Source organism: Curtobacterium sp. NPDC087082, from assembly GCF_044745045.1.
Classification (GTDB): domain Bacteria; phylum Actinomycetota; class Actinomycetes; order Actinomycetales; family Microbacteriaceae; genus Curtobacterium.
The window spans coordinates 296512-315795 of the sequence record NZ_JBIUZN010000005.1; the positions used below are offsets into that span (position 1 = coordinate 296512).

14 protein-coding genes and 1 tRNA gene are annotated in these 19284 nt (G+C 72.9%); 12 read left to right on the forward strand and 3 right to left on the reverse strand.

What is annotated here, in order from left to right; genetic code table 11:
* Positions 1 to 10: 10 nt before the first annotated feature.
* The 9 genes from nadD to ACIPEP_RS15000 all read left to right on the forward strand — a co-directional run bounded on the left by nadD (position 11) and on the right by ACIPEP_RS15000 (position 11450).
* Positions 11 to 610, forward strand: coding sequence for a nicotinate-nucleotide adenylyltransferase (nadD, locus tag ACIPEP_RS14960; protein WP_022907294.1), 600 nt, complete (start codon positions 11 to 13; stop codon positions 608 to 610).
* Entirely contained in the window at positions 607 to 2076 is a 1470-nt protein-coding gene (locus ACIPEP_RS14965) for a hypothetical protein (protein WP_402717692.1), read from the forward strand. The genes nadD and ACIPEP_RS14965 overlap by 4 nt, the downstream gene beginning before the upstream one ends.
* A gap of 106 nt (positions 2077 to 2182) precedes the next feature.
* The gene (gene rsfS, locus ACIPEP_RS14970) at positions 2183 to 2557 is read left to right on the forward strand and encodes a ribosome silencing factor (protein WP_070416546.1); all 375 of its coding nucleotides are present in this window, start codon (positions 2183 to 2185) and stop codon (positions 2555 to 2557) included.
* A 118-nt stretch (positions 2558 to 2675) separates the two neighbouring features.
* Positions 2676 to 2751 (forward strand) — tRNA-Ala (locus ACIPEP_RS14975).
* A 96-nt stretch (positions 2752 to 2847) separates the two neighbouring features.
* Complete coding sequence (locus tag ACIPEP_RS14980; protein ID WP_071301695.1) at positions 2848 to 3771, forward strand: aldose 1-epimerase family protein; 924 nt, start codon at positions 2848 to 2850, stop codon at positions 3769 to 3771.
* Entirely contained in the window at positions 3750 to 5279 is a 1530-nt protein-coding gene (locus ACIPEP_RS14985; protein WP_402717693.1) for an anthranilate synthase component I family protein, read from the forward strand. The genes ACIPEP_RS14980 and ACIPEP_RS14985 overlap by 22 nt, the downstream gene beginning before the upstream one ends.
* Before the next feature lie 132 nt (positions 5280 to 5411).
* Positions 5412 to 6236: a hypothetical protein gene (locus tag ACIPEP_RS14990; RefSeq protein ID WP_402717694.1), complete on the forward strand. Its 825-nt coding sequence runs from the start codon at positions 5412 to 5414 to the stop codon at positions 6234 to 6236.
* A gap of 113 nt (positions 6237 to 6349) precedes the next feature.
* Positions 6350 to 7960 carry a DNA polymerase Y family protein gene (locus tag ACIPEP_RS14995; protein WP_070419144.1) on the forward strand — a complete coding sequence of 537 codons (1611 nt, stop codon included), beginning with the start codon at positions 6350 to 6352 and terminating at the stop codon, positions 7958 to 7960.
* A gap of 22 nt (positions 7961 to 7982) precedes the next feature.
* Positions 7983 to 11450, forward strand: a complete 3468-nt coding sequence (locus tag ACIPEP_RS15000) for an error-prone DNA polymerase (RefSeq protein ID WP_402717695.1) — start codon at positions 7983 to 7985, stop codon at positions 11448 to 11450.
* Positions 11451 to 11458: 8 nt separating this feature from the next.
* Here ACIPEP_RS15000 and ACIPEP_RS15005 read toward each other — a convergent pair whose 3' ends face one another.
* Together ACIPEP_RS15005 and ACIPEP_RS15010 are read right to left on the reverse strand one after the other, a co-directional pair.
* Positions 11459 to 12943: a cell wall metabolism sensor histidine kinase WalK gene (locus ACIPEP_RS15005; protein ID WP_083294996.1), complete on the reverse strand. Its 1485-nt coding sequence runs from the start codon at positions 12941 to 12943 to the stop codon at positions 11459 to 11461.
* Positions 12940 to 13617, reverse strand: a complete 678-nt coding sequence (locus ACIPEP_RS15010) for a response regulator transcription factor (RefSeq protein WP_070416542.1) — start codon at positions 13615 to 13617, stop codon at positions 12940 to 12942. Before ACIPEP_RS15010 ends, ACIPEP_RS15005 begins: the two co-directional genes overlap by 4 nt.
* 216 nt (positions 13618 to 13833) lie before the next feature.
* Between ACIPEP_RS15010 and ACIPEP_RS15015 the strand changes: the two genes are divergently transcribed.
* Positions 13834 to 14133, forward strand: a complete 300-nt coding sequence (locus ACIPEP_RS15015) for a hypothetical protein (RefSeq protein WP_139199160.1) — start codon at positions 13834 to 13836, stop codon at positions 14131 to 14133.
* Between the two features lie 60 nt (positions 14134 to 14193).
* Here the strand turns inward: ACIPEP_RS15015 and ACIPEP_RS15020 are convergent, their stop codons facing one another.
* Complete coding sequence (locus tag ACIPEP_RS15020) at positions 14194 to 15288, reverse strand: aromatic acid exporter family protein (RefSeq protein WP_402717696.1); 1095 nt, start codon at positions 15286 to 15288, stop codon at positions 14194 to 14196.
* A gap of 80 nt (positions 15289 to 15368) precedes the next feature.
* Between ACIPEP_RS15020 and ACIPEP_RS15025 the strand changes: the two genes are divergently transcribed.
* Both ACIPEP_RS15025 and ACIPEP_RS15030 read left to right on the forward strand, forming a co-directional pair.
* Entirely contained in the window at positions 15369 to 16613 is a 1245-nt protein-coding gene (locus ACIPEP_RS15025) for an aminoglycoside phosphotransferase family protein (protein ID WP_071295406.1), read from the forward strand.
* A 466-nt stretch (positions 16614 to 17079) separates the two neighbouring features.
* Positions 17080 to 19209, forward strand: coding sequence for a DEAD/DEAH box helicase (locus ACIPEP_RS15030; protein WP_070416539.1), 2130 nt, complete (start codon positions 17080 to 17082; stop codon positions 19207 to 19209).
* Positions 19210 to 19284 lie beyond the last annotated feature (75 nt).

Genomic DNA, 19284 nt, shown 5'->3' on the forward strand with positions numbered 1-19284 from the left:
CCGCGACTCCATGCTCGAGAGCACGGGGCGGCCTCGCATCGGCGTGATGGGTGGCACGTTCGACCCGATCCACAACGGCCACCTCGTGGCAGCGTCCGAGGTGGCGCGCGCGTTCGACCTCGACGAAGTGGTCTTCGTCCCCACGGGGCAGCCGTACATGAAGTCCGGTGTGACCGACGCCGAGCACCGCTACCTCATGACCGTCGTCGCCACGGCGTCGAATCCGATGTTCACCGTGAGCCGCGTGGACATCGACCGCCCGGGCCCGACCTACACGGTCGACACGCTGAAGGACCTGCACGAGCAGCGACCCGACGCGCAGCTGGTCTTCATCTCCGGCGCAGACGCCGTCCAGCAGATTGTCGACTGGAAGGACCATGATGGCCTCTGGGACCTCGCGCACTTCGTCGCTGTGACACGTCCGGGACACGCCTTGAGCATCACGGGTCTGCCCGAACGAGACGTAAGCTTGCTCGAAGTTCCCGCGCTGGCAATATCGTCGACCGACTGCCGCGACCGGGTGAGACGTGGTTTCCCCGTGTGGTACTTGGTCCCCGACGGTGTCGTCCAGTACATCTCCAAGCACCATCTGTATCGGAGCGTTGCATGAGTTCGTCCGACGCGCAGCCGCCCCTGTCGCGGCGCCAGGCGCGCGAGCGGGAGCGTGCCGCCGCGGGCGGTGCGCAGCCCGTGACGCCGCCCCCGACCGTCGCCGCCCCGGCCGAGCAGCCGGAAGTGCGCCACCGTCCCGGCAGCCACGTCGCTCCCGCCCCCGGCGCACCCGCACAGTCCGCCGTGCCGTCGTCGGCCTCGTCCGGCGGCTCCGGTGTGCCGTCGATGCCCCCGGCCTCGGCGACCGAGATCGTCCCCGGCTCGGGCGGACTCACCCGTCGGCAGATCCGGCAGCTGCGTGCGGCCGAGGGACAGGCGATCCAGCCCGTCCCGCTGCAGAACCCGACCCCGCAGTCGTCCGACCGCACCGTCGAGGACGTCCTCGGCTCGGTCGATGCGCTGCACGGTGGACCGGAGCGCCCTGGCGCGACGGACGCGACGGGCACGTCGGCCGCCGCCGAGCCCGAGCCGCTCGCGCAGGAGTCCTCCGTCGACCCCGAGCTCTCGGCCGAGACGGTCGTGCTCGACCAGGCAGCCGTGGCGCAGGCGACCGAGGCGGACGGATCGCCCGACGCGGTCGAGCCCCTCGAAGAAGCCGCCGCCCACAGCGAAGAGCCGCGTCGCCACCGGTCGACCTGGGCCCCGCCCGAGGCCACCGAGCCGTCGGACACCGAAGCCGACTCGGACGCGCCGGACGCGCCGGGCACGCAGGACGCTCCGAACACGCTGGGCACCCCGGACGTCCCTGCCACGGCGCAGCGCACCCCGATCCAGTCCTCCACGCCGGCGGTGTTCCCGCTCTCGCTGGACGAGGACGACACGAACGAGGTCCCGGTCCAGAACGCCGCCCAGCCCACGCGTGCCGCCTCGGCACCCACGTCGAGTGGCGCGCCGTCGTCCGCCGGCGACACCGATGGCGACGCCGATGCTCCCCGGGTGCCGGCCTCGTTCCAGCGTCCGGCCGAGCCGAAGCCCCTCACGACCGCGTTCGAGCCGCCCGTCGGCCACTGGTCGCAGCAGGCGCACGACTCGAACGACGCCGAGGTCCACGACGAGGAGACCGGCACCCGCCGCGTCGCCGTGACCAACACGAACGCGATCATCCTGCCGAACTCGGCCCTCGCCGACCCGACGGGTGCGCTCAACGCCACGGGCGAGGTCATCCTCACCGGCTCGATCGACCTGCCGGCGTCGCTGTCCTCGACCGGGTCGCACCGGCCGATCGACGGTGCCGAGGTCGACCGACTGCTCGAGCAGCACGACGAACAGCCCGACACGGACGCCAGCCCGGTCCGTGCCAGCCGTGCGGTGTCGAGCCACACCTCGACGCGGCAGGTCGTCCTCGCGGCGGCCAAGCCGAAGGAGTCGCGCACGCCGCTCATCCTCGGCGTGACGGTCGGTGCCGTCGGCGTCGCCGCTGCAGCCGTCATCATCGTGGCCCTCGTCACGACCCACACGTTCTGAGTCCTCCCCACCGCGCACGGCCTGGCCGTGTGTCGGTGGGTGGCTTATGATCGTGACCCATCAAGCGATCCGGCAGCCTGCCAGGTCGACCGACCGGAAGGAATCCGTGACCGCCTCCTCACGCGCAGTGGAACTCGTGCAGATCGCCGCCCAGGCGGCCGACGCCAAGCAGGCCGAGGACCTCGTCGCCCTCGACGTGACCGGGCCGCTGCAGCTCACCGACGTGTTCCTGCTCGCGACCGGCCGGAACGAGCGCAACGTGCTCGCCATCGCGGACGAGATCGAAGAGCGCCTCCTCGAAGCCGGGGCCAAGCCGCTCCGTCGTGAAGGCCGGAGCGAGGGCCGCTGGGTCCTCATCGACTTCGGCGACATCGTCGTGCACGTCTTCCACGAAGAAGACCGCCAGTACTACTCGCTCGAGCGTCTCTGGTCGGACTGCCCGACCATCCCGCTCGAGCTCCCGGTGGACCACACCGCGTAGCTGCGACGCGCCCGGGTGGCGGCGACGATTTCGTCACCCGGCGTTCGCATGGTGTACGCTCCTATGGTGCCTCCGGGGAACGGGGGCACACTGAAGTCGGTGGGAACACCAACACTTCGGGTCTGTGGCGCAGCTGGTAGCGCACCTGCATGGCATGCAGGGGGTCAGGGGTTCGAGTCCCCTCAGATCCACCATCACCCCCGCGGTTCTCCGGAACCGCGGGGGTCTTCTCGTTCCGGGGACGCGCGCCCGAGGCGATCCGGCTCCCGCGTCCCCAGTACGCTGAGCGCATGAGCAGCGACGCACCCCTGTCCGGTTCCGCCCTGACGATCACCGCCGGCGGCTACACGGCCGAGATCGCCTCGGTGGGGGCGACACTGCGGACGTTCCGGTTCGAGGGACGCGACCTGGTCGTGCCGTTCGACGCCGACGAGGTCCGCCCGGCCTTCCGCGGAGCCGTCCTGGCGCCGTGGCCGAACCGGGTCGTCGACGGGAAGTACACGTTCGGCGGGACCGAGCACGAGCTCGCGCTGACCGAGCCGAAGCGGCAGCACGCCCTGCACGGGCTGGTCGCCTGGACCGACTTCCGGATCGTCGCGCACGAACCGGACCGCGCGGTCCTCGCCACGACGGTGCCCGCCCAGGACGGGTACCCGTTCCGCGTCGAGGTACTGGTCGAGTACCGCGTCGACGGCGAGGGGCTGCACACGACGATCACCGGCACGAACACCGGTGCCGACGCGGCACCGTGGGGGACCGGTCCGCACCCGTACCTCGTCGCCGGCGAGGGTCGTGTCGACGACTGGACCCTGACGCTGCCCGCGGCCGAGGTGCTCGAGGTCACCGAGGACCGCCTCGTCCCGACGGGCCTCGCGCCCGTGCACGACGAGTTCGACCTGCGCTCCGCGACGCGCATCGGCGACCGGTTCATCGACCACGCCTTCACCGGGTTCGACCGCGACGCCGACGGCACCGCGACGATCGTCCTCACCGCCGCCGACGGCCGCGGTGTCCGTGCCTCGTTCGGCCCGGAGTGCGGGTGGGCGCAGGTGCACACCGCCGACCACGTCGTGCCGGAGTACCACCGTGCGGGTCTCGCGGTCGAGCCGATGACCTGTGCGCCGGACGCCTTCAACGCCGGGTCCGACGCCGGACTCGTCGTGCTCGAGCCCGGGTCCTCGTCGGCGGCCTCGTGGACGATCGCGGCGGTCTGACGGCAGCACCCGCGTCCGCCCGGATCGAGGTCCGGCGGCTGCCGTCGACTCCCGACCTCGGCGCCCTCGCCGCCGCGTCCGGCGCCGACGTGGTCTGGCTCGACTCCTCGCTGCCGGCCGGTTCACCCCCGACCGCGCACGCCCGTGCCCGGTGGTCGGTCCTGGCGCTGACGGACGGCCCGTTCGCAGCGCGGTTCCGGCACGAGACGCGACGGGCGTTCGTCGAGACGACCCCGGCGTCCCGATCGTGGTTCGGGGGCGTCGCGACCGCCGAGGGATCGGACCGACCCGCCTTCGCGGTCCTCACCGAGTTGCTCGCGCGCACCCCGGTGCTGCCGGAACCGGTCGCGGGCTGCGGCTTCGCGCTCGGCTGGGTCGGGTTCCTCGGCTACGAGCTCGGTCGCGAGTCGGGCGGCGTCGACCGGACGGCCGAGGGGCACGCGGACGCGGACCTGCGGTTCGTCGACCGCGCGGTGGTCGTCGACGCCGCCGGTGACGCCTGGGCACTGGCCCTGGCGAGCGATGCGGAACCCGAGGCCAGCGCGCGGAACCGCGCATGGCTGGAGACGGTGACCGCCCCGGTCACGCGGGTCGACGTCGACGACGTGGCCCCGTTCCTCCCGGGCCCCGCTCCGGCGACCGGGCGCGTCACGCGCGCCGCCTACGAGACGGCGGTGGACGCGTGCCGCGCGGAGATCCGTGCGGGCAACGCGTTCCAGGTGTGCCTCACGACCGCCTTCGCGGTGCCGCCGGTCCAGGAGGCGCGGCGGGGCTCCGTCACGGACCCCCACCTGACCGAGTACCTGCGGCTGCGCGCGGCGGACCCCGTCCCGTTCGGTGCGTACCTGCGGCTCGGCCCGCTGCGCGTGGCGAGCCGTTCTCCTGAGCGGTTCCTGCGGATCGATGCGTCCGGGACGGTGTCCGCGGAGCCGATCAAGGGGACCCGACGGCGCTCCGTCGACCCTGTGGAGGACGAAGCGGTCCGTGCCGGACTCGCCGTGAGCGCGAAGGACCGAGCCGAGAACGTCATGATCGTCGACCTGCTCCGGAACGACCTGCTCCGGACCGCGGTACCGGGGTCGGTGCACGTCGACCGGCTCTGCGACGTCGAGACCTACGCGAGCGTGCACCAGATGGTGTCGACGATCGGTGCGGTCCTGCCCGCGGGGACGTCGCGGGCAGCCGTTGTGCGCGCCGCGTTCCCGCCGGGGTCGATGACCGGCGCGCCGAAGATCAGTGCCATGGGGATCGCGGATCGGCTCGAGGACGGGCCTCGCGGGCTGTACTCGGGTGCGATCGGGTACTTCTCGGCCAGCGGCGCGGTCGACCTGTCGGTGGTGATCCGCACACTGGTGACGGTCATCGACGACCGGGGCACGGTGCGGTCGCGGTCGTTCGGTGCCGGCGGCGCGGTGACGTGGTCGTCGGTCGCCGCGGACGAGGCGGACGAGGTCGAGACGAAGACGCGCTCGGTGCTCGCCGGTGTGGGGGCCGTCGCCCGCTGGTGACGGCGGATCGTCGGGCGGCGGTGCCGGAGCACTCCTCCACAGGGTGCTGATCCACCGCTCACACGGCGTGTTGAACGCGTGTTCGAAGCAACTGTCCACAGGATGTCGGACCCGATTGACATCATCGAACACATGTTCGAATATGAGGGCATGCAGACGGCGGCGGCACTCCGATCGCCCGGGGCTCACGGAGAGCCGGCCGGGCGGCCCGGTCCTGCCCGGCCGGTGCGGCGGGTCGACCACCTCGGTGATGCCCGCGCCGCACTCGAACGGATCACCTCGCTGCGGTCGCGTGTGGCCGAGATGGAGTCCACCCGGGTCGACACCGAGGGGCTGCCCACGGCCGAGGCGCTCGCACCGCTCCTGCCGGGTGGCGCGATCCGCGTGGGCGGGTCCTACTCGGTGCACGAGTCGGTGCTCCTCGCGATGACGATGCTGCAGGCAGCCTCGGCCGCCGGTGCCTGGTGCGCGGTGGTGGGGGTGCCGTCCTTCGGGGTCGAGGCAGCGGCCGCGGCCGGCATCGACCTCGAACGGCTCGTGCTCGTACCGGACCCGGGCGACCAGTGGCTCACCGTGACGGCCGCGCTGGCGGACGTCGCCCAGATCGTCCTCACCCGTCCGCTCGGCCGGGTGGTTCCCGGCGACGTCTCCCGGCTGTTGGCACGGCTGCGTCAGCGTGGTGGGGCGCTCGTCGCGCTCGGGTCCTGGCCCGGGGCCGACGTCTCGCTGCGGGTGACCCGGTCCGAGTGGAGCGGCATCGGGGACGGGCACGGCTTCCTGACGGAACGACGGGTCACGGTGTCGGCGTCCGGTCGTGCCGGAGCGGGGCGACCGGTGGACGCCGACCTGCTGCTGCCCGCGGCGGACGGCACGGTCCGGGCCGCCGTCCCCACCGCTGCGGCGTCCGGCCCCGGCCAGACGACACCCGTGCTGCGTCCCGTGGCGGTGGCGTCGTGAGCCCCCGGGGCGGCGGCCGGACCCGGACGACCGGGTCCCGGGTCACCGGTGCCCTCGCCGGACGCGGGCCCGGGGCCGGCGCGGGTGCGGCGGGCGTGCCCGATGCGCGGTCGATCCGAGCCGACGCACTCGCCCGCGGTGGGGCGCTGCCCGAGCCCCCGCCGACCCGGACGATCGTGCTGTGGTGCCCGGACTGGCCGGTGATCGCGGCCGCTCGCGCTGCAGGGTCGCCGCCGGACCACCCGTTCGCCCTCGTGGTGAAGGGCCAGGTGTACGCCAGTTCCGCCAGCGCCCGGCAGCACGGCGTGGTCCGCGGGCTCCGCGTGCGCGAGGCACAGGCGCGCTGCCCCGAGCTCGTCGTGCAGCCCTACGACGACGCGCTCGACCACCGGGCGTTCGAACCGGTCATCCGCGCGGTCGAGGCGGCGGTCCCCGGTGTCGAGGTGCTCCGCCCGGGCACCCTCGCGCTGCGGTCCCGCGGGCCGGCCCGGTACTACGGCGGAGAACGAGCCGCCGCGGCGACCCTCGCCGGCATCGCTGCCGACCACGGCGCTCCCGGGGTGCGCGCCGGCGTCGCGGACACCCCGTTCGCCGCCGAACAGGCCGCACGGGCTCGCCCGGCACGTCCGGGGGAGCGGGTGCGGATCGTGCCCGTCGACGGCTCGGCGCCGTTCCTGGCCGGGCTGCCGCTCGGCGTGCTCGGCGACGCCGACCTCGCGATGCTGCTCGGGCGCCTCGGCATCCAGACCCTCGGCGAGTTCGCCGCGCTGGCCGACGAACAGGTGCGCGACCGGTTCGGACTCGCCGGGGCGTTCCTGCACCGGCTCGCCGGCGGTCGTGACCCGCGAGAGGTCGCGGCGCGCGCGGTCCCGCCCGAACTCCGGGTCGAGGCGTCGTTCGAACCCCCGCTCGACCGTGCCGACCAGATCGCGTTCGCGTTCCGTCGCTCCGCCGACGACTTCGCCGCACGCCTGCGGGCAGCCGGACTCGTCGCCACCACGATCCGGGTCGGCATCGTCGACGAGCGGGACATCCTGCTCGAGCGCACGTGGGTGCACCCGCGGTGGTTCGACGCCGCCGACGTGGTGGACCGGGTGCGCTGGCAGCTCGCCGGCGGGGTGGACCCGACCGGGCTCGAGGCGCCGGTCGTCCAGGTGGTGCTCGAGCCCGTCGCGGTCGACGACATGGCGAACCACGAACGCGGGCTCTGGGGGACCGGACCGGACGAACGCGTGCACCACGGTCTCGCCCGCGTGCAGGGACTGGTCGGGCACGACGGGGTGGTCACGCCACGGATCGGCGGCGGGCGCACCCTGGCCGAACGCGTGGTGCTCGTGCCGTGGGGCGACGCTCCCGCCGGTGGCGAGCGTGCGCTGGCGACCGTCCGCGACCGCCCGTGGCCCGGCAAGCTTCCCGGTCCGCCGCCGGCGACCGTGCTCGACCGTCCGCGCCCGGTGGACGTCGTCACCGGCGACGGCGGCACCGTCGACGTCGACGACCGCGGCGTCCTCACCGGGGTCCCGGAACGGTTCCGTGCCGAGGGGGAGCGTGGTGGCCGGTTCGACGCCGTGACCGCGTGGGCCGGACCGTGGCCGCTCGTCGTGCGCTGGTGGGAGGCCGGCGGACGCCGACTCCACCGGCTGCAGCTCGTCGACGCCGACGGACGTGCGTGGTACCTCGTGCTCGCCGACCACCGGTGGTGGGCCGAGGCGGTGGCGACGTGACCGCCCGGACGGGGGAACACTGATGGGGTACAGCAACCCGCCGATCCCGTGGTCCCAGTTCGAACGTGCGCTGTCCGACAAGCGGAGCCCCGGCAGCACGCACGACGGCGACGGCGGGGACAGCCCCGCGTGGTCCCGCAAGCGCGAGCCCTACGCGCCGACGACCCCGCCGGTGGCCGACGACACGAACGTGCCGGTCGTGCCGTACGCCGAGCTGCACGCGCACTCGACGTTCAGCTTCCTCGACGGCGCGAGCGGCCCGGAACAGCTCTTCGAAGAGGCCGCTCGGTTGCACCTGCACGGGCTCGCCCTCACCGACCACGACGGCTTCTACGGTGCCGCGCGCATGGCCGAGGTGGCCGAGGCCTACCCGACCGTCGCCACGGTGTACGGCACCGAGTTGTCCCTCGGGCTGACCGAACCGCAGAACGGCGTACCCGACCCCGAGGGCACGCACCTGCTCCTGCTGGCGGACGGGCAGGACGGGTACCACCGGCTCGCCGGTGCCGTCACCCGGGCGCACCTGGCCGCCGGCGCCGAGAAGGGACGACCCCGGTACGACCTCGACGACCTCGCAGCACGGTCGGACGGGCACTGGCGCGTCCTGACCGGGTGCCGCAAGGGGGCCGTCCGGCAGGCGCTCGAGCGCGGGGGCGAGTCCGCGGCCGAGGACGCCCTGCGCGCCCTGCTCGACCGGTTCGGCACGGCGGGGGTCGTCGTCGAGCTCACCGACCACGGCGACCCGATGGACACCGCGCGGAACGACGCCCTGGCCGCGCTCGCCGCGAAGCACGCGCTGCCCACGGTGGCCACGGGCAACGTGCACTACGCCACCCCGGACCGCTTCCCGGTGGCGACGGCGCTCGCCGCGGTCCGGGCCCGCCGCAGTCTCGACGAGATCGACGGCTGGCTGCCGGCCGCGCCGACGGCCCACCTCCGCTCGGGGGCCGAGATGGCCCGGCGGTTCGCCCGCTACCCCGGGGCGATCGAGCACAGCGTCGAACTCGCCGACGAGCTCGGGTTCCGGCTGAAGACGGTCAAGCCCGGGTTGCCCGACATCGACGTCCCCGACGGGCACACCACGATGTCCTGGCTGCGGGAGCTCACCTGGCGCGGCGCCCGCCGGTTCTACCCCGGCAGTGCCGACGGTGTCGACCCGCAGAAGCGCGAGCGCATCGAACGCGAGCTCTCGGTGATCGAGGACAAGGACTTCCCCGGCTACTTCCTCATCGTGCGGGACATGGTGCAGTACGCCCGTGAGCGCGGCATCCTCTGCCAGGGCCGCGGCTCGGCGGCGAACTCGGCGGTCTGCTACCTGCTCGAGATCACCGCGGTCGACTCGATCCGCTACGGGCTGCCGTTCGAGCGCTTCCTGTCGGCCATGCGCGACGAGGAACCCGACATCGACGTCGACTTCGACTCCGACCGGCGTGAAGAGGTCATCCAGTACGTCTACGAGAAGTACGGCCGGTTCAACGCCGCACAGGTCGCGAACGTCATCACCTACCGGCCGAAGGGCGCCGTGCGGGACATGGCGAAGGCGCTCGGCCACAGCCCCGGGCAGCAGGACGCCTGGTCGAAGCAGGTCGAACGCTGGGGCTCGGTGACCGAGAGCCAAGACCACGACATCCCCGACACCGTGGTCGACATGGCGCAGCAGGTGCTCGGGTTCCCCCGGCACCTCGGCATCCACTCCGGCGGCATGGTCCTCACCGACCGGCCCGTGGGCGAGGTCGTGCCGATCGAGCAAGCCCGCATGGACGGCCGGACGGTGCTGCAGTGGGACAAGGACGACTGCGCCTACATGGGGCTCGTGAAGTTCGACATGCTCGGGCTCGGCATGCTCGCCGCGCTGCAGTACTCGTTCGACCTCGCCGACGAGCACTGCGGGGAGCGGTGGGACATGCACTCCATCCCGAAGGAGGAACAGGGCGTCTACGACCAGCTGTGCCGCGCGGACACCATCGGGGTGTTCCAGGTGGAGTCCCGAGCGCAGATGGGGACGCTGCCCCGACTGCTGCCGCGGCGCTTCTACGACCTCGTCATCGAGGTCGCCCTGGTGCGCCCCGGGCCGATCCAGGGTGGCGCAGTCCACCCGTACATCCGGCGGCGCACGGGCGAAGAGCCGATCACGTACATCCACCCGTCGCTCGAACCCGTGCTCGAGCGGACCCTCGGCGTCCCGCTCTTCCAGGAACAACTGATGCAGATGGCGATCGCGGTGGGCGGGTGCTCGGGGGACGACGCCGACCTGCTCCGGCGTGCGATGGGGTCGAAGCGCGGGCACGAGAAGATCGACCGGCTCCGCGAGAAGCTCTACGCCGGGATGGCCGCGAACGACATCCACGGCGAGGACGCCGACGCCATCTACGCCAAGATCCAGGCGTTCGCGAACTTCGGCTTCGCGGAGAGCCACTCCATCAGCTTCGCGCTCATCGTCTACGCGAGCGCGTGGATGCGGCTGCACTACCCCGGAGCCTTCCTCGCCGCGCTGCTCCGTGCGCAGCCGATGGGGTTCTACTCACCCCAGACCCTGGTGGCCGACGCCCGTCGGCACGGGGTCACCGTCCTGCGACCGGACATCCTGCGCTCCGGCGTGGACGCCACGTTGGAGCCGCTGCACGACGACGACGCCGCCGACGACGACGCCGACGGCGGTCCAGGAGGCGCGGCGCACGTCCACGCGACGGGTCACGACGACTGCCTGGCCGAGGAACAGCCCCCGGTGCTGCCGTTCGACAAGGCCACGCCCGACGACACGGCGCGGCACCGGCGGGACGGCGCCTTCGCTGTCCGTCTCGGGCTGGCCGAGGTCTCCTCGCTCGGCCGGAAGAGCGCCGAGAAGATCGTCGCCGAGCGGGATGCCCACGGTCCCTTCACCGACATGTCCGACCTCGCTCGCCGTGTCGGCCTGACCACGGCGCAGCTCGAGGCGCTCGCCGCCGCCGACGCCTTCGCGTCGATCGGGGTCGACCGGCGCGGTGGGATGTGGTCGGCAGCACAGGCCGCGGCCGAGCGTCCCGACCAGCTGCCCGACACCCAGGTGACGGTGCAGCCGCCGCTGTTCGGGCAGATGACCAGCGGTGACGTCCTCATCGCGGACATGTGGTCGACGGGGATGACGACGGACGACCATCCCGTGCGGCACGTCCGTGACGGCCTCGTGGCCCGCGGGGTGCTCAGCGTCCAGGACACCGCGACGGCCGAGACCGGACGGCGGGTCGAGGTCGGGGGGATCGTGACGCACCGGCAGCGTCCGGCGACGGCGTCCGGCATCACGTTCATGAACGTCGAGGACGAGACCGGGTTGGTGAACGTGATCTGCAGCGTCGGGGTGTGGGGGCGGTACCGACGGGTCGCGCGCGAGGCGCCGGCCGTGATCGTGCGGGGGATCCTCGAGCGGTCGCCGGACGGGGTCGTGAACCTGGTGGCCGACCGGATCGAACACCTGTCCCTGTCGGTCCGCACCCGGTCGAGGGACTTCCAGTGACCGTCCGGCTACTGCACCTCGGGGATGCGGATCGTGACCTCGAGCCCGCCGGACCGCACATTGCGGAGCGATGCCGTCCCGCCCGCACGCTCCGCCACGGCCCGCACGATCGCGAGCCCGAGTCCGGAACCACCCGGCAGGGGGATCGTGCCGGTCGCGGGGTCGGGGTTCGGGCGGGACTTCCGGGCCTCGTCGGGGCGGGTGAACCGGTCGAAGGCGACGGGGATGAACGACTCCGGCACGCCGGGGCCGTCGTCCGTGATCTGCAGGATCCCCTCGCCGCCGGCACTGCGCCACGAGACGAAGACGCCGCCGCCGCGGGGGAGTGCCGAGACCGCGTTGCCGGCGATGTTCGTGACGAGCTGCGCCATGCCACCGGTGTCGAGTCGGTACCGCGGTTCCACGGTGCCGCCGCCGATGCCCGGGCCGGAACCCCCGACGGCGACCGGGGACTCCAGGTCGAAGTCGACGGTGATGTCCTTGGCGGACGCGATGAGCCGGACGCGGTCGACGGCACTCATGACCTCGTCGCCGAGGTCCGACCAGCCCGTGGGCTGCTGCTCGGCGCCGTCCTGTTCGCGGCGCTCGGACTCCTCGATGCGGGACAGCGCGAGCAGGTCGTTCGCCAGGCGGGACAGCCGCGCGACGCTGAGCTTCGCGCGCTCGATGTGGGCGGCGAGGGCGGCCGCGTCGTCCCCGTCGAGGGACGCCAGGTCGAGCTGGGTCGTCAGGATCGCGAGGGGTGTGCGGAGTTCGTGGCTCGCGTCCGAGACCATCTGGCGCTCGCGCTCGGTGGCCTGGCGTGTCCGGGCGAGGAAGGCGTTGAGGGTCGTCGCCAGCGACGCGAGTTCGTCCTGGGCCGGACCGACCGGCAGTTCGGCGCGTTCGGGGGCGACGGAGAGGCGCTCGGCTTCGCGGCGCATCCGGTTCACCGGGCGCAGGGCGGCGGTCGCGAGCACCCACGAGGCGACGCCGAACGCGACCAGGATCGCGAGCCCGGTGAGCGACAGCGTCGAGGTGAGGTCGTCGACGACGATCGCCTCGGCCTGCGAGTTGCGGGCCGCCACGACCGTCCACCGACCCGCCTGGTTGACGGGGTGCTCGACGACGACGCGGTACTCCGAGCCGGCGACCCGGATGAGGGACGTCCCGGCCTTCGTCTCGGTGAGGCTGCCGAGCGCGCGCTCGACGCGGGGCGGCATGGTCGACAGGGCGATGTCACCGGACGGCGAGACCACGGCCACGAGCTGCGCGTTGCCCGGCGGGGACAGGTCGGGATCGCTGTCGACCTCGAGCGTGGCCACGTACGGGTCGGCGTCCGCGTCGAGCAGCGTGCGCGTGGCACTCGCGACGACGCTGACGACCTGGAACCGCATGACGAGCACGAGCAGCACGATGACCACCGCCGCGATCGCCGTGGACCCGATGGTGATCCGAGCGCGGAGCGACAGGTTCCGCAGCGGACGGATCAGGCCACGCCCGGAACCGGTCACGCTCCGAGCAGATCGAGCCGGTAGCCGCGGCCGCGCACGGTGGAGATCGCGACCGTCGCCTCGTGCGAGGTCAGCTTCTTGCGGAGGTACGAGATGTACTGCTCGACGACGTTCGGGTCGACGTGCTGCGAGCCGTCCCAGACCTCTTCGAGGATCTTCGGGCGGTCGACCACGGTGCCCACCGACCGTGCGAGCAGCCGGAGGAGCGCGAACTCGGTGGGGCTCACGGCGACCCGCTGGCCCTTGATCAGGATGCGACGTGCCTCGGAGTCGATCGCGACGTCGCCCACCTCGATGGTGCGCGGGGCGCCGGCGGACTCGCGACGACCGAGGGCGCGGAGGCGAGCGGTGAGCTCGGCGAAGGCGAACGGCTTCGTGAGGTAGTCGTCGGCGCCGGCGTCGAGGCCGAACACGCGGTCGTCCACGGCGTCCCGCGCGGTCACGAGGAGGATCCGGACCGGGTCCTCGCGCTCGCGGATGCGTCGGGCGAGCTCGAAGCCGGACATGCCGGGCATCATGACGTCCACGACGGCCAGGTCGAACGCCTGGTCGCCGAGCGCGATCAGCGCCTCGACCCCGTTCTCGACCGCGGTGACGCGGTACCCCTCTGCCGCGAGCCCACGTTCCATGAGCGCGCGCATCTCGTCATCGTCTTCGACCACCAACAGGCGCATAGCGACCTCCTCGACCCCATCGTGGCATCGAACCTGTACATGCGGGAGATCCCACGGCTGAACTCGCTGAATCTCGTCACAGTCACGGCGGTCGGACAGGTAGAACGGTCTGTCCCCCGTTCGTGGGACGTGAGGACTGCTTGCTTCGTTGCTATGCTCGCGCACCGGAAGCGGCGTACCCGACGTCACATCCGCAGTGGGGGCACCATGAACGACATGCCGGAACACCCGGCCCTCGTCCGTCTGCGTGCCGAGCTCGACGCCGCTTGGAAGGGCATCGGCGTGCTCGGCGACATGGAGGACGACAGCCGCGACCGTGTGGTCGCCGAACTCCGGGCGGCGGTCCCGGACATCGCGAGCGTCGCTGCTCGTGCCGCGGGGGCCGATGCCGTCGTGGCCGAGATCAGCCGGTTCGCGAGCGTCGAGGTCGTCTCGAGCGACTCGACCGTGCCGACGGCGACGATCTGGGACGACATCGTGCACTCGGCGGCCGAGGCGGCCTCCGCCGCGCGCTGACGCGCCACGAGCCCGCACGCGCACGCGCCCGCACGCGCACGCGCCCGCCCACGGGCCGCGTCAGTCGTCCTCGCCGAGCAGCTCCTCGCGCACGCGCCGGATGTCCTCGAGCAGCGCCCCGATCAGGATCCAGTGCCGCGAGTTCGGCCGGATCACCTCGAGCGGCGCCGTGAGTGCCGGCTCCGCGACGTCCTCGTCGTGCTGCGGCGACGTCGGCACCGACCACCGGGGCCGAGGGGACGCGGCGGTCGACACGGGCACCTCCTTCGCGGCGACCCGGGCACTGAGCGCTCGGACGTCGGCCGCGATCCGGGCGACCTCGGTGGCGATGCTCCCGACGACGGGGTCGGCCCGGAGGTCGGGCGCCGTGTTGTCCTGGATCGCCCGGGTCATGCCGGTGACCCGGGTGACGAGCACACGCAGGTGTTCGGCCACGACGATGTCCTCGTCGAGGACGGTCCGGTGCCGGCCGCCGCGCGGGTTCATCGTGAGGGACTCCCGGGCCGCGGTGAGCGACGCCTCGGCGCGGGCGTGCTGCTGCCGGAGCGCCCGGGCCTGCAGGAGCGCCTCGTGCCAGCGGTCCTGGGCCCACCCCTCGGTGAGCCCGATCGCGACCCGCTCGAACGCGGCGGCGGTGTCCCGGGCGAGCCGTGCGACCGCGAGGTGCGCCGGACCGAGCAGCACCGGCGGCACGATGAGCGCGTTCACGATGAGGGCGACGATCGCTCCGAGGACGGTCTCGAGGATCCGGTCGGCCGAGTAGTTCGGCGTGACGACGCCCGCGGTCAGCACGAGCATGCCGCTGATGCCGACCTGCGTCGCCGAGGTCGGGGTGAGCCGCAGCGCCCACGCGATGAGGATCGCGAGCACGATGACGAGCAGGACGACCCACACGGTGTCGCCGAGCAGCAGGTGGAACCCGGTGGCGAGCACGACCCCGAGGACGACCCCGGCGCTGCGCTCGAGTCCCTTCACGAACGACTGGTTGATGCTCGGCTGCACCACGAGCAGTGCGGCGATCGCGGCGAAGGTCGGGAACGGGCCGTCGATGAGCACCCGGCACAGCAGCACGGCGGCGACCACCGCGACCGCGGTCTTGACGACCTGCAGGAACGGCGTGCGACTGGAGCTGCGGAGACGCGCGACCGGGTTCACGACGACCACGGTAGCCACGGTGCGCGCGCCGAGCCGTGCACGAACGCGACGAATCCCGCCCCGTCCGGTTGACTGGTCTCGTGTGGCCCAACCATGAGCGCGTCATCCCGCAGGCCTTCGCCGGCTCCGGGACCTCTGTGGTGGCCGCACGCGCGCACTCGGTCGAACCCTCGGGCAACGGCTACCTGTACGGCTACGAGGTCGACACCGTGGACCGCAACGGCCAGCGCGCCACGGTCCTGACCTACGTCGACACCGGCGGGACCCACGACCAGAACAGCGCGATCGTCACCGACCCCGCGACGGGTGAGCCGGTCTCGGTGTGGGCGTACCCGAACGACCCCGGGCTGCCGGTGCTGCCCCAGGTGACGTACCGCGACGCCGTCGCCGAGCTCCTCACGACGCTCGGCATGCCGGTCACCGACCCGACGCTCACGGTCGCGGCGTACCGACCGGGCAAGCGTGCCGTGGTGCGGGTCGACGCCGCCGAGGGGACCCTCTTCCTCAAGGTCGTGCGTCCGCACCGGGTGGCCCCGATCGAGAAGTCGCACGAGCAGTTCGTCGCCGCCGGACTGCCGGTGCCGCGGGTGCTGTCGAGCCGTGGGGACGGTCTGCTCGTCCTCGAACGCATCCGCGGGGTCCCCGCCGGCAGTCGCATCCTCGAGATCGCGGACGACCCGCGCTTCGTGGCCTCCCTCGCCGCGCTCACCGGGCGGATCGCGACGGTCCCGATGACGCAACAGGCCCGCGCCGACGCGATGGACCACGCCGACTGGCACCGCCGCACCCTCGTCGCCGCGCTGCCGCAGGACGCCGAGGAGATCGACGCGCTCTACGACGCCATCGGACGACGCTCGATCGGCTGGGCGACCGCGACGAAGCAGGTCGTGCACGGCGACCTGCACCTCGAGCAGGTCTTCGTCGACGAGGACGAGCCGTGGCGCATCTCCGGCCTGCTCGACATCGACACGGCGGGCTGGGGCTACCCGGTGCGCGACATCGGTGCCGTGGTGGCGCACCTCGTCGTCACGGGGCTGTGGCACCGGTCGCGCGGCGACGCGGAGCGCGGGGCGGCCGCCGAACGCCTCGCCGACGCCGTCGCGCGCGACTGGATCGCGCGCAACCCCGACCAGTCGGACCGGATCGGCCCGGCGATCGGCGCGCAACTGCTCGCGCACGCCGGCGGCCAGGCCACGACCGGTTCCGCGAACGGCATCCACACGGCGGAGCAGCTGCTGGCGGCGACGCAGGCGGCCCTCGCGGAGGCGACGCCGATCGTCCCGTCCGACGGGCTTCTCCGCCCGCGCTCCGCACCACAGGCCTGACGCGACCACCTGCGCGACGCCGGTCGCGGGACGGGTCCGCGCCGCGCCTCCTGGACCCGACAGCGGGCGGATCCCAGGAGGCGCGACTCGCGCGGGCGTCGTCGAGTCGCCTCCGTCGGTGGTCGGGGAGTAAACTGAGCGCGCACGCACCGCGTTCCCGCGTGCCGCGTCGATTCCGGACGCAGCAGTCGGTCACTTGACCGACGTGGGAACCGGGTCCGTGATCGCTCCGAGGGGGCATCACGTGCGTGTGACGGCGCCGGATCCCGGCGCGGACCGTCGCATCCGGCCCCACCCGGTGGCCGCGATGGGAACGGTCCGCGGGACTCCACGTCCCCCGGACGGGGACCGGCGAAGCGGTGGGCCACGGTGGCCCCCGGAACACCGGAGCCGTGCCAGGCGCCGGTTCAGGACTTCCGCCCCGCGGGGCGGCTCGCCCGCACGAACGGGCGGAACAGGAGGAGCGTTGGCTCGATCAGGCACCCGGCGAGCAGCCGGCGGGACGCGGACCGCGTCGCGTCGCACCAGGCCGCTCGACAACGACGGCGTCATCCCCGTGCTCGCCCGCGCCGTGCGCGAGGTCGAGGCGGCGGCGCAGCGTGGACCGCTCAAGGCGTCGAACCGTTCGAAGTTCCAGGCGGTCGCCCTGCTCATGCGCGAGGAACGCGCACGGGTCAAGGCGGACACCGAACTCACCGACTCGCAGCGCGCCGAGCAGCTCAAGCGGCTCGACGGCGTCGCGACGATCCTCGCGAAGACCGCGGCGCGGGACACCAGCGTGATCCAGCTCCTCACGGAAGAGGCGTCGGTCAGCGAGACGACCCGCACCGTGAAGCGCGACATGATGATCGCGGGCGGCATGGAGCTGCAGCCCGAGGAACTCGTCATCGCGGCGGAGCCCTCGCCGACGGTGGAGAGTCCGGTGCGTGCGGTCGTGCCGCAGGCGGTCGTGCAGCGACAGCTCGCGAACCCGTTCCTGCCGCCGGACTTCGCGCTCGCCGACCAGCCCGTCGCGCACCCGCGTCGCCTGGCGAACTGGGAGCTGTTCGGCCCGCTGTTCAAGTCGTTCGAGTACGGCGCGGGCGGGGGAGCGGCGACGATGCCGCTGCCGGAGCCCACGACGCTGCACTCGCGGTCGGGCACCACGCTCATGAAGCACCAGGCGGAGCTCATCGCCGCCGCGGCGCAGGGCCACCGCACGTTCCTGCTCGCCGACGAGCCCGGCCTCGGCAAGACCGCGCAGTCGCTCCTCGCCGCCGAGGCCGCGAACGCCTTCCCGCTGCTGGTCGTCGTGCCGAACGTCGTCAAGACGAACTGGAAGCGGGAGGCCGCCCGCTGGGTCCCGAACCGCACCGCCACGGTCATCCACGGCGACGGGGACGACCTCGACGGGTTCGCCGACATCGTCATCGTGAACTACGAGATCCTCGACCGGCACGCCGGCTGGCTCGGGAACTTCGGGTTCAAGGGCATGGTCGTCGACGAGGCGCACTTCATCAAGAACAAGGACTCGCAGCGCTCGAAGTTCGTGCTGCAGCTCGCCGAGGCGATCCGGTCGCGCACCGCGTCGCCGCTGCTGATGGCCCTCACCGGTACGCCGCTGATCAACTCGGTCGAGGACTTCCGCACCATCTGGGAGTACCTCGGCTGGATCGACGACAAGAAGCCGCGCGCCAAGCTCATGAACGAGCTCGAGGAGATCGGCCTGACGCCGGCCGACCCCGGGTTCTTCGTCGAGGCCCGCAAGGCCGTCATCGACCAGGGCATCGTCCGCCGCCGCAAGGTCGACGTCGCCGCGGACATCCCGGCACGTCGGATCGCCGACATCCCCGTCGAACTCGACGACGAGGTCGGCCGCTCGATCCGCGACGCCGAGCGCGAGCTCACCGCGAAGCTCGTCAAGCGGTACCACCAGGCGCTCGACGCCCGCACCGGGCAGGACCCGGTCGTCGGCATCGACCACAAGCTCGTCCGCCAGGTCGCGCGCTGGGAGCTCGAGGACCAGGACGCCTCGCCGACCGGGGAGAACGTGTTCTCGATGGTGCGGCGCATCGGTCGGGCCAAGGCACAGCTCGCGGCGGACTACGCGGCGCAGCTCGCCTCGAACGTCGGCAAGGTCGTGTTCTTCGCGAAGCACCTCGACGTCATGGACCAGGCGGAAGAGGTGTTCGCCCGTCGACACCTCCGCACCGCGACGGTCCGGGGCGACCAGACGCCGGCGCAGCGCACGGCCGAGATCGACTCGTTCGTGAACGACCCCGACGTCGCCGTGATCGTCTGCTCGCTCACCGCGGCCGGCGTCGGCCTGAACCTGCAGGTGTCGTCGAACGTCGTGCTCGCCGAGCTGTCGTGGACGAGCGCCGAGCAGACCCAGGCGATCGACCGCGTGCACCGCATCGGGCAGGAGGAGCCCGTCACGGCGTGGCGCATCATCGCCGCCCAGACGATCGACACCAAGATCGCCGAGCTCATCGACTCGAAGGCGTCCCTGGCCGCCCGCGCGCTCGACGGCTCGGACGAGGAGATCGTCGACTCCGGCGACATCCAGCTCGACGCGATGGCGGCGCTGCTGACCGAGGCGCTGGAGCGCGGCTAGGGCCGGCGCCGTCCGGCGCGTGCGGCGCGCCCGGCGCGCCCGGCTACGAACCACGAAACCGACATCGAACCGGGG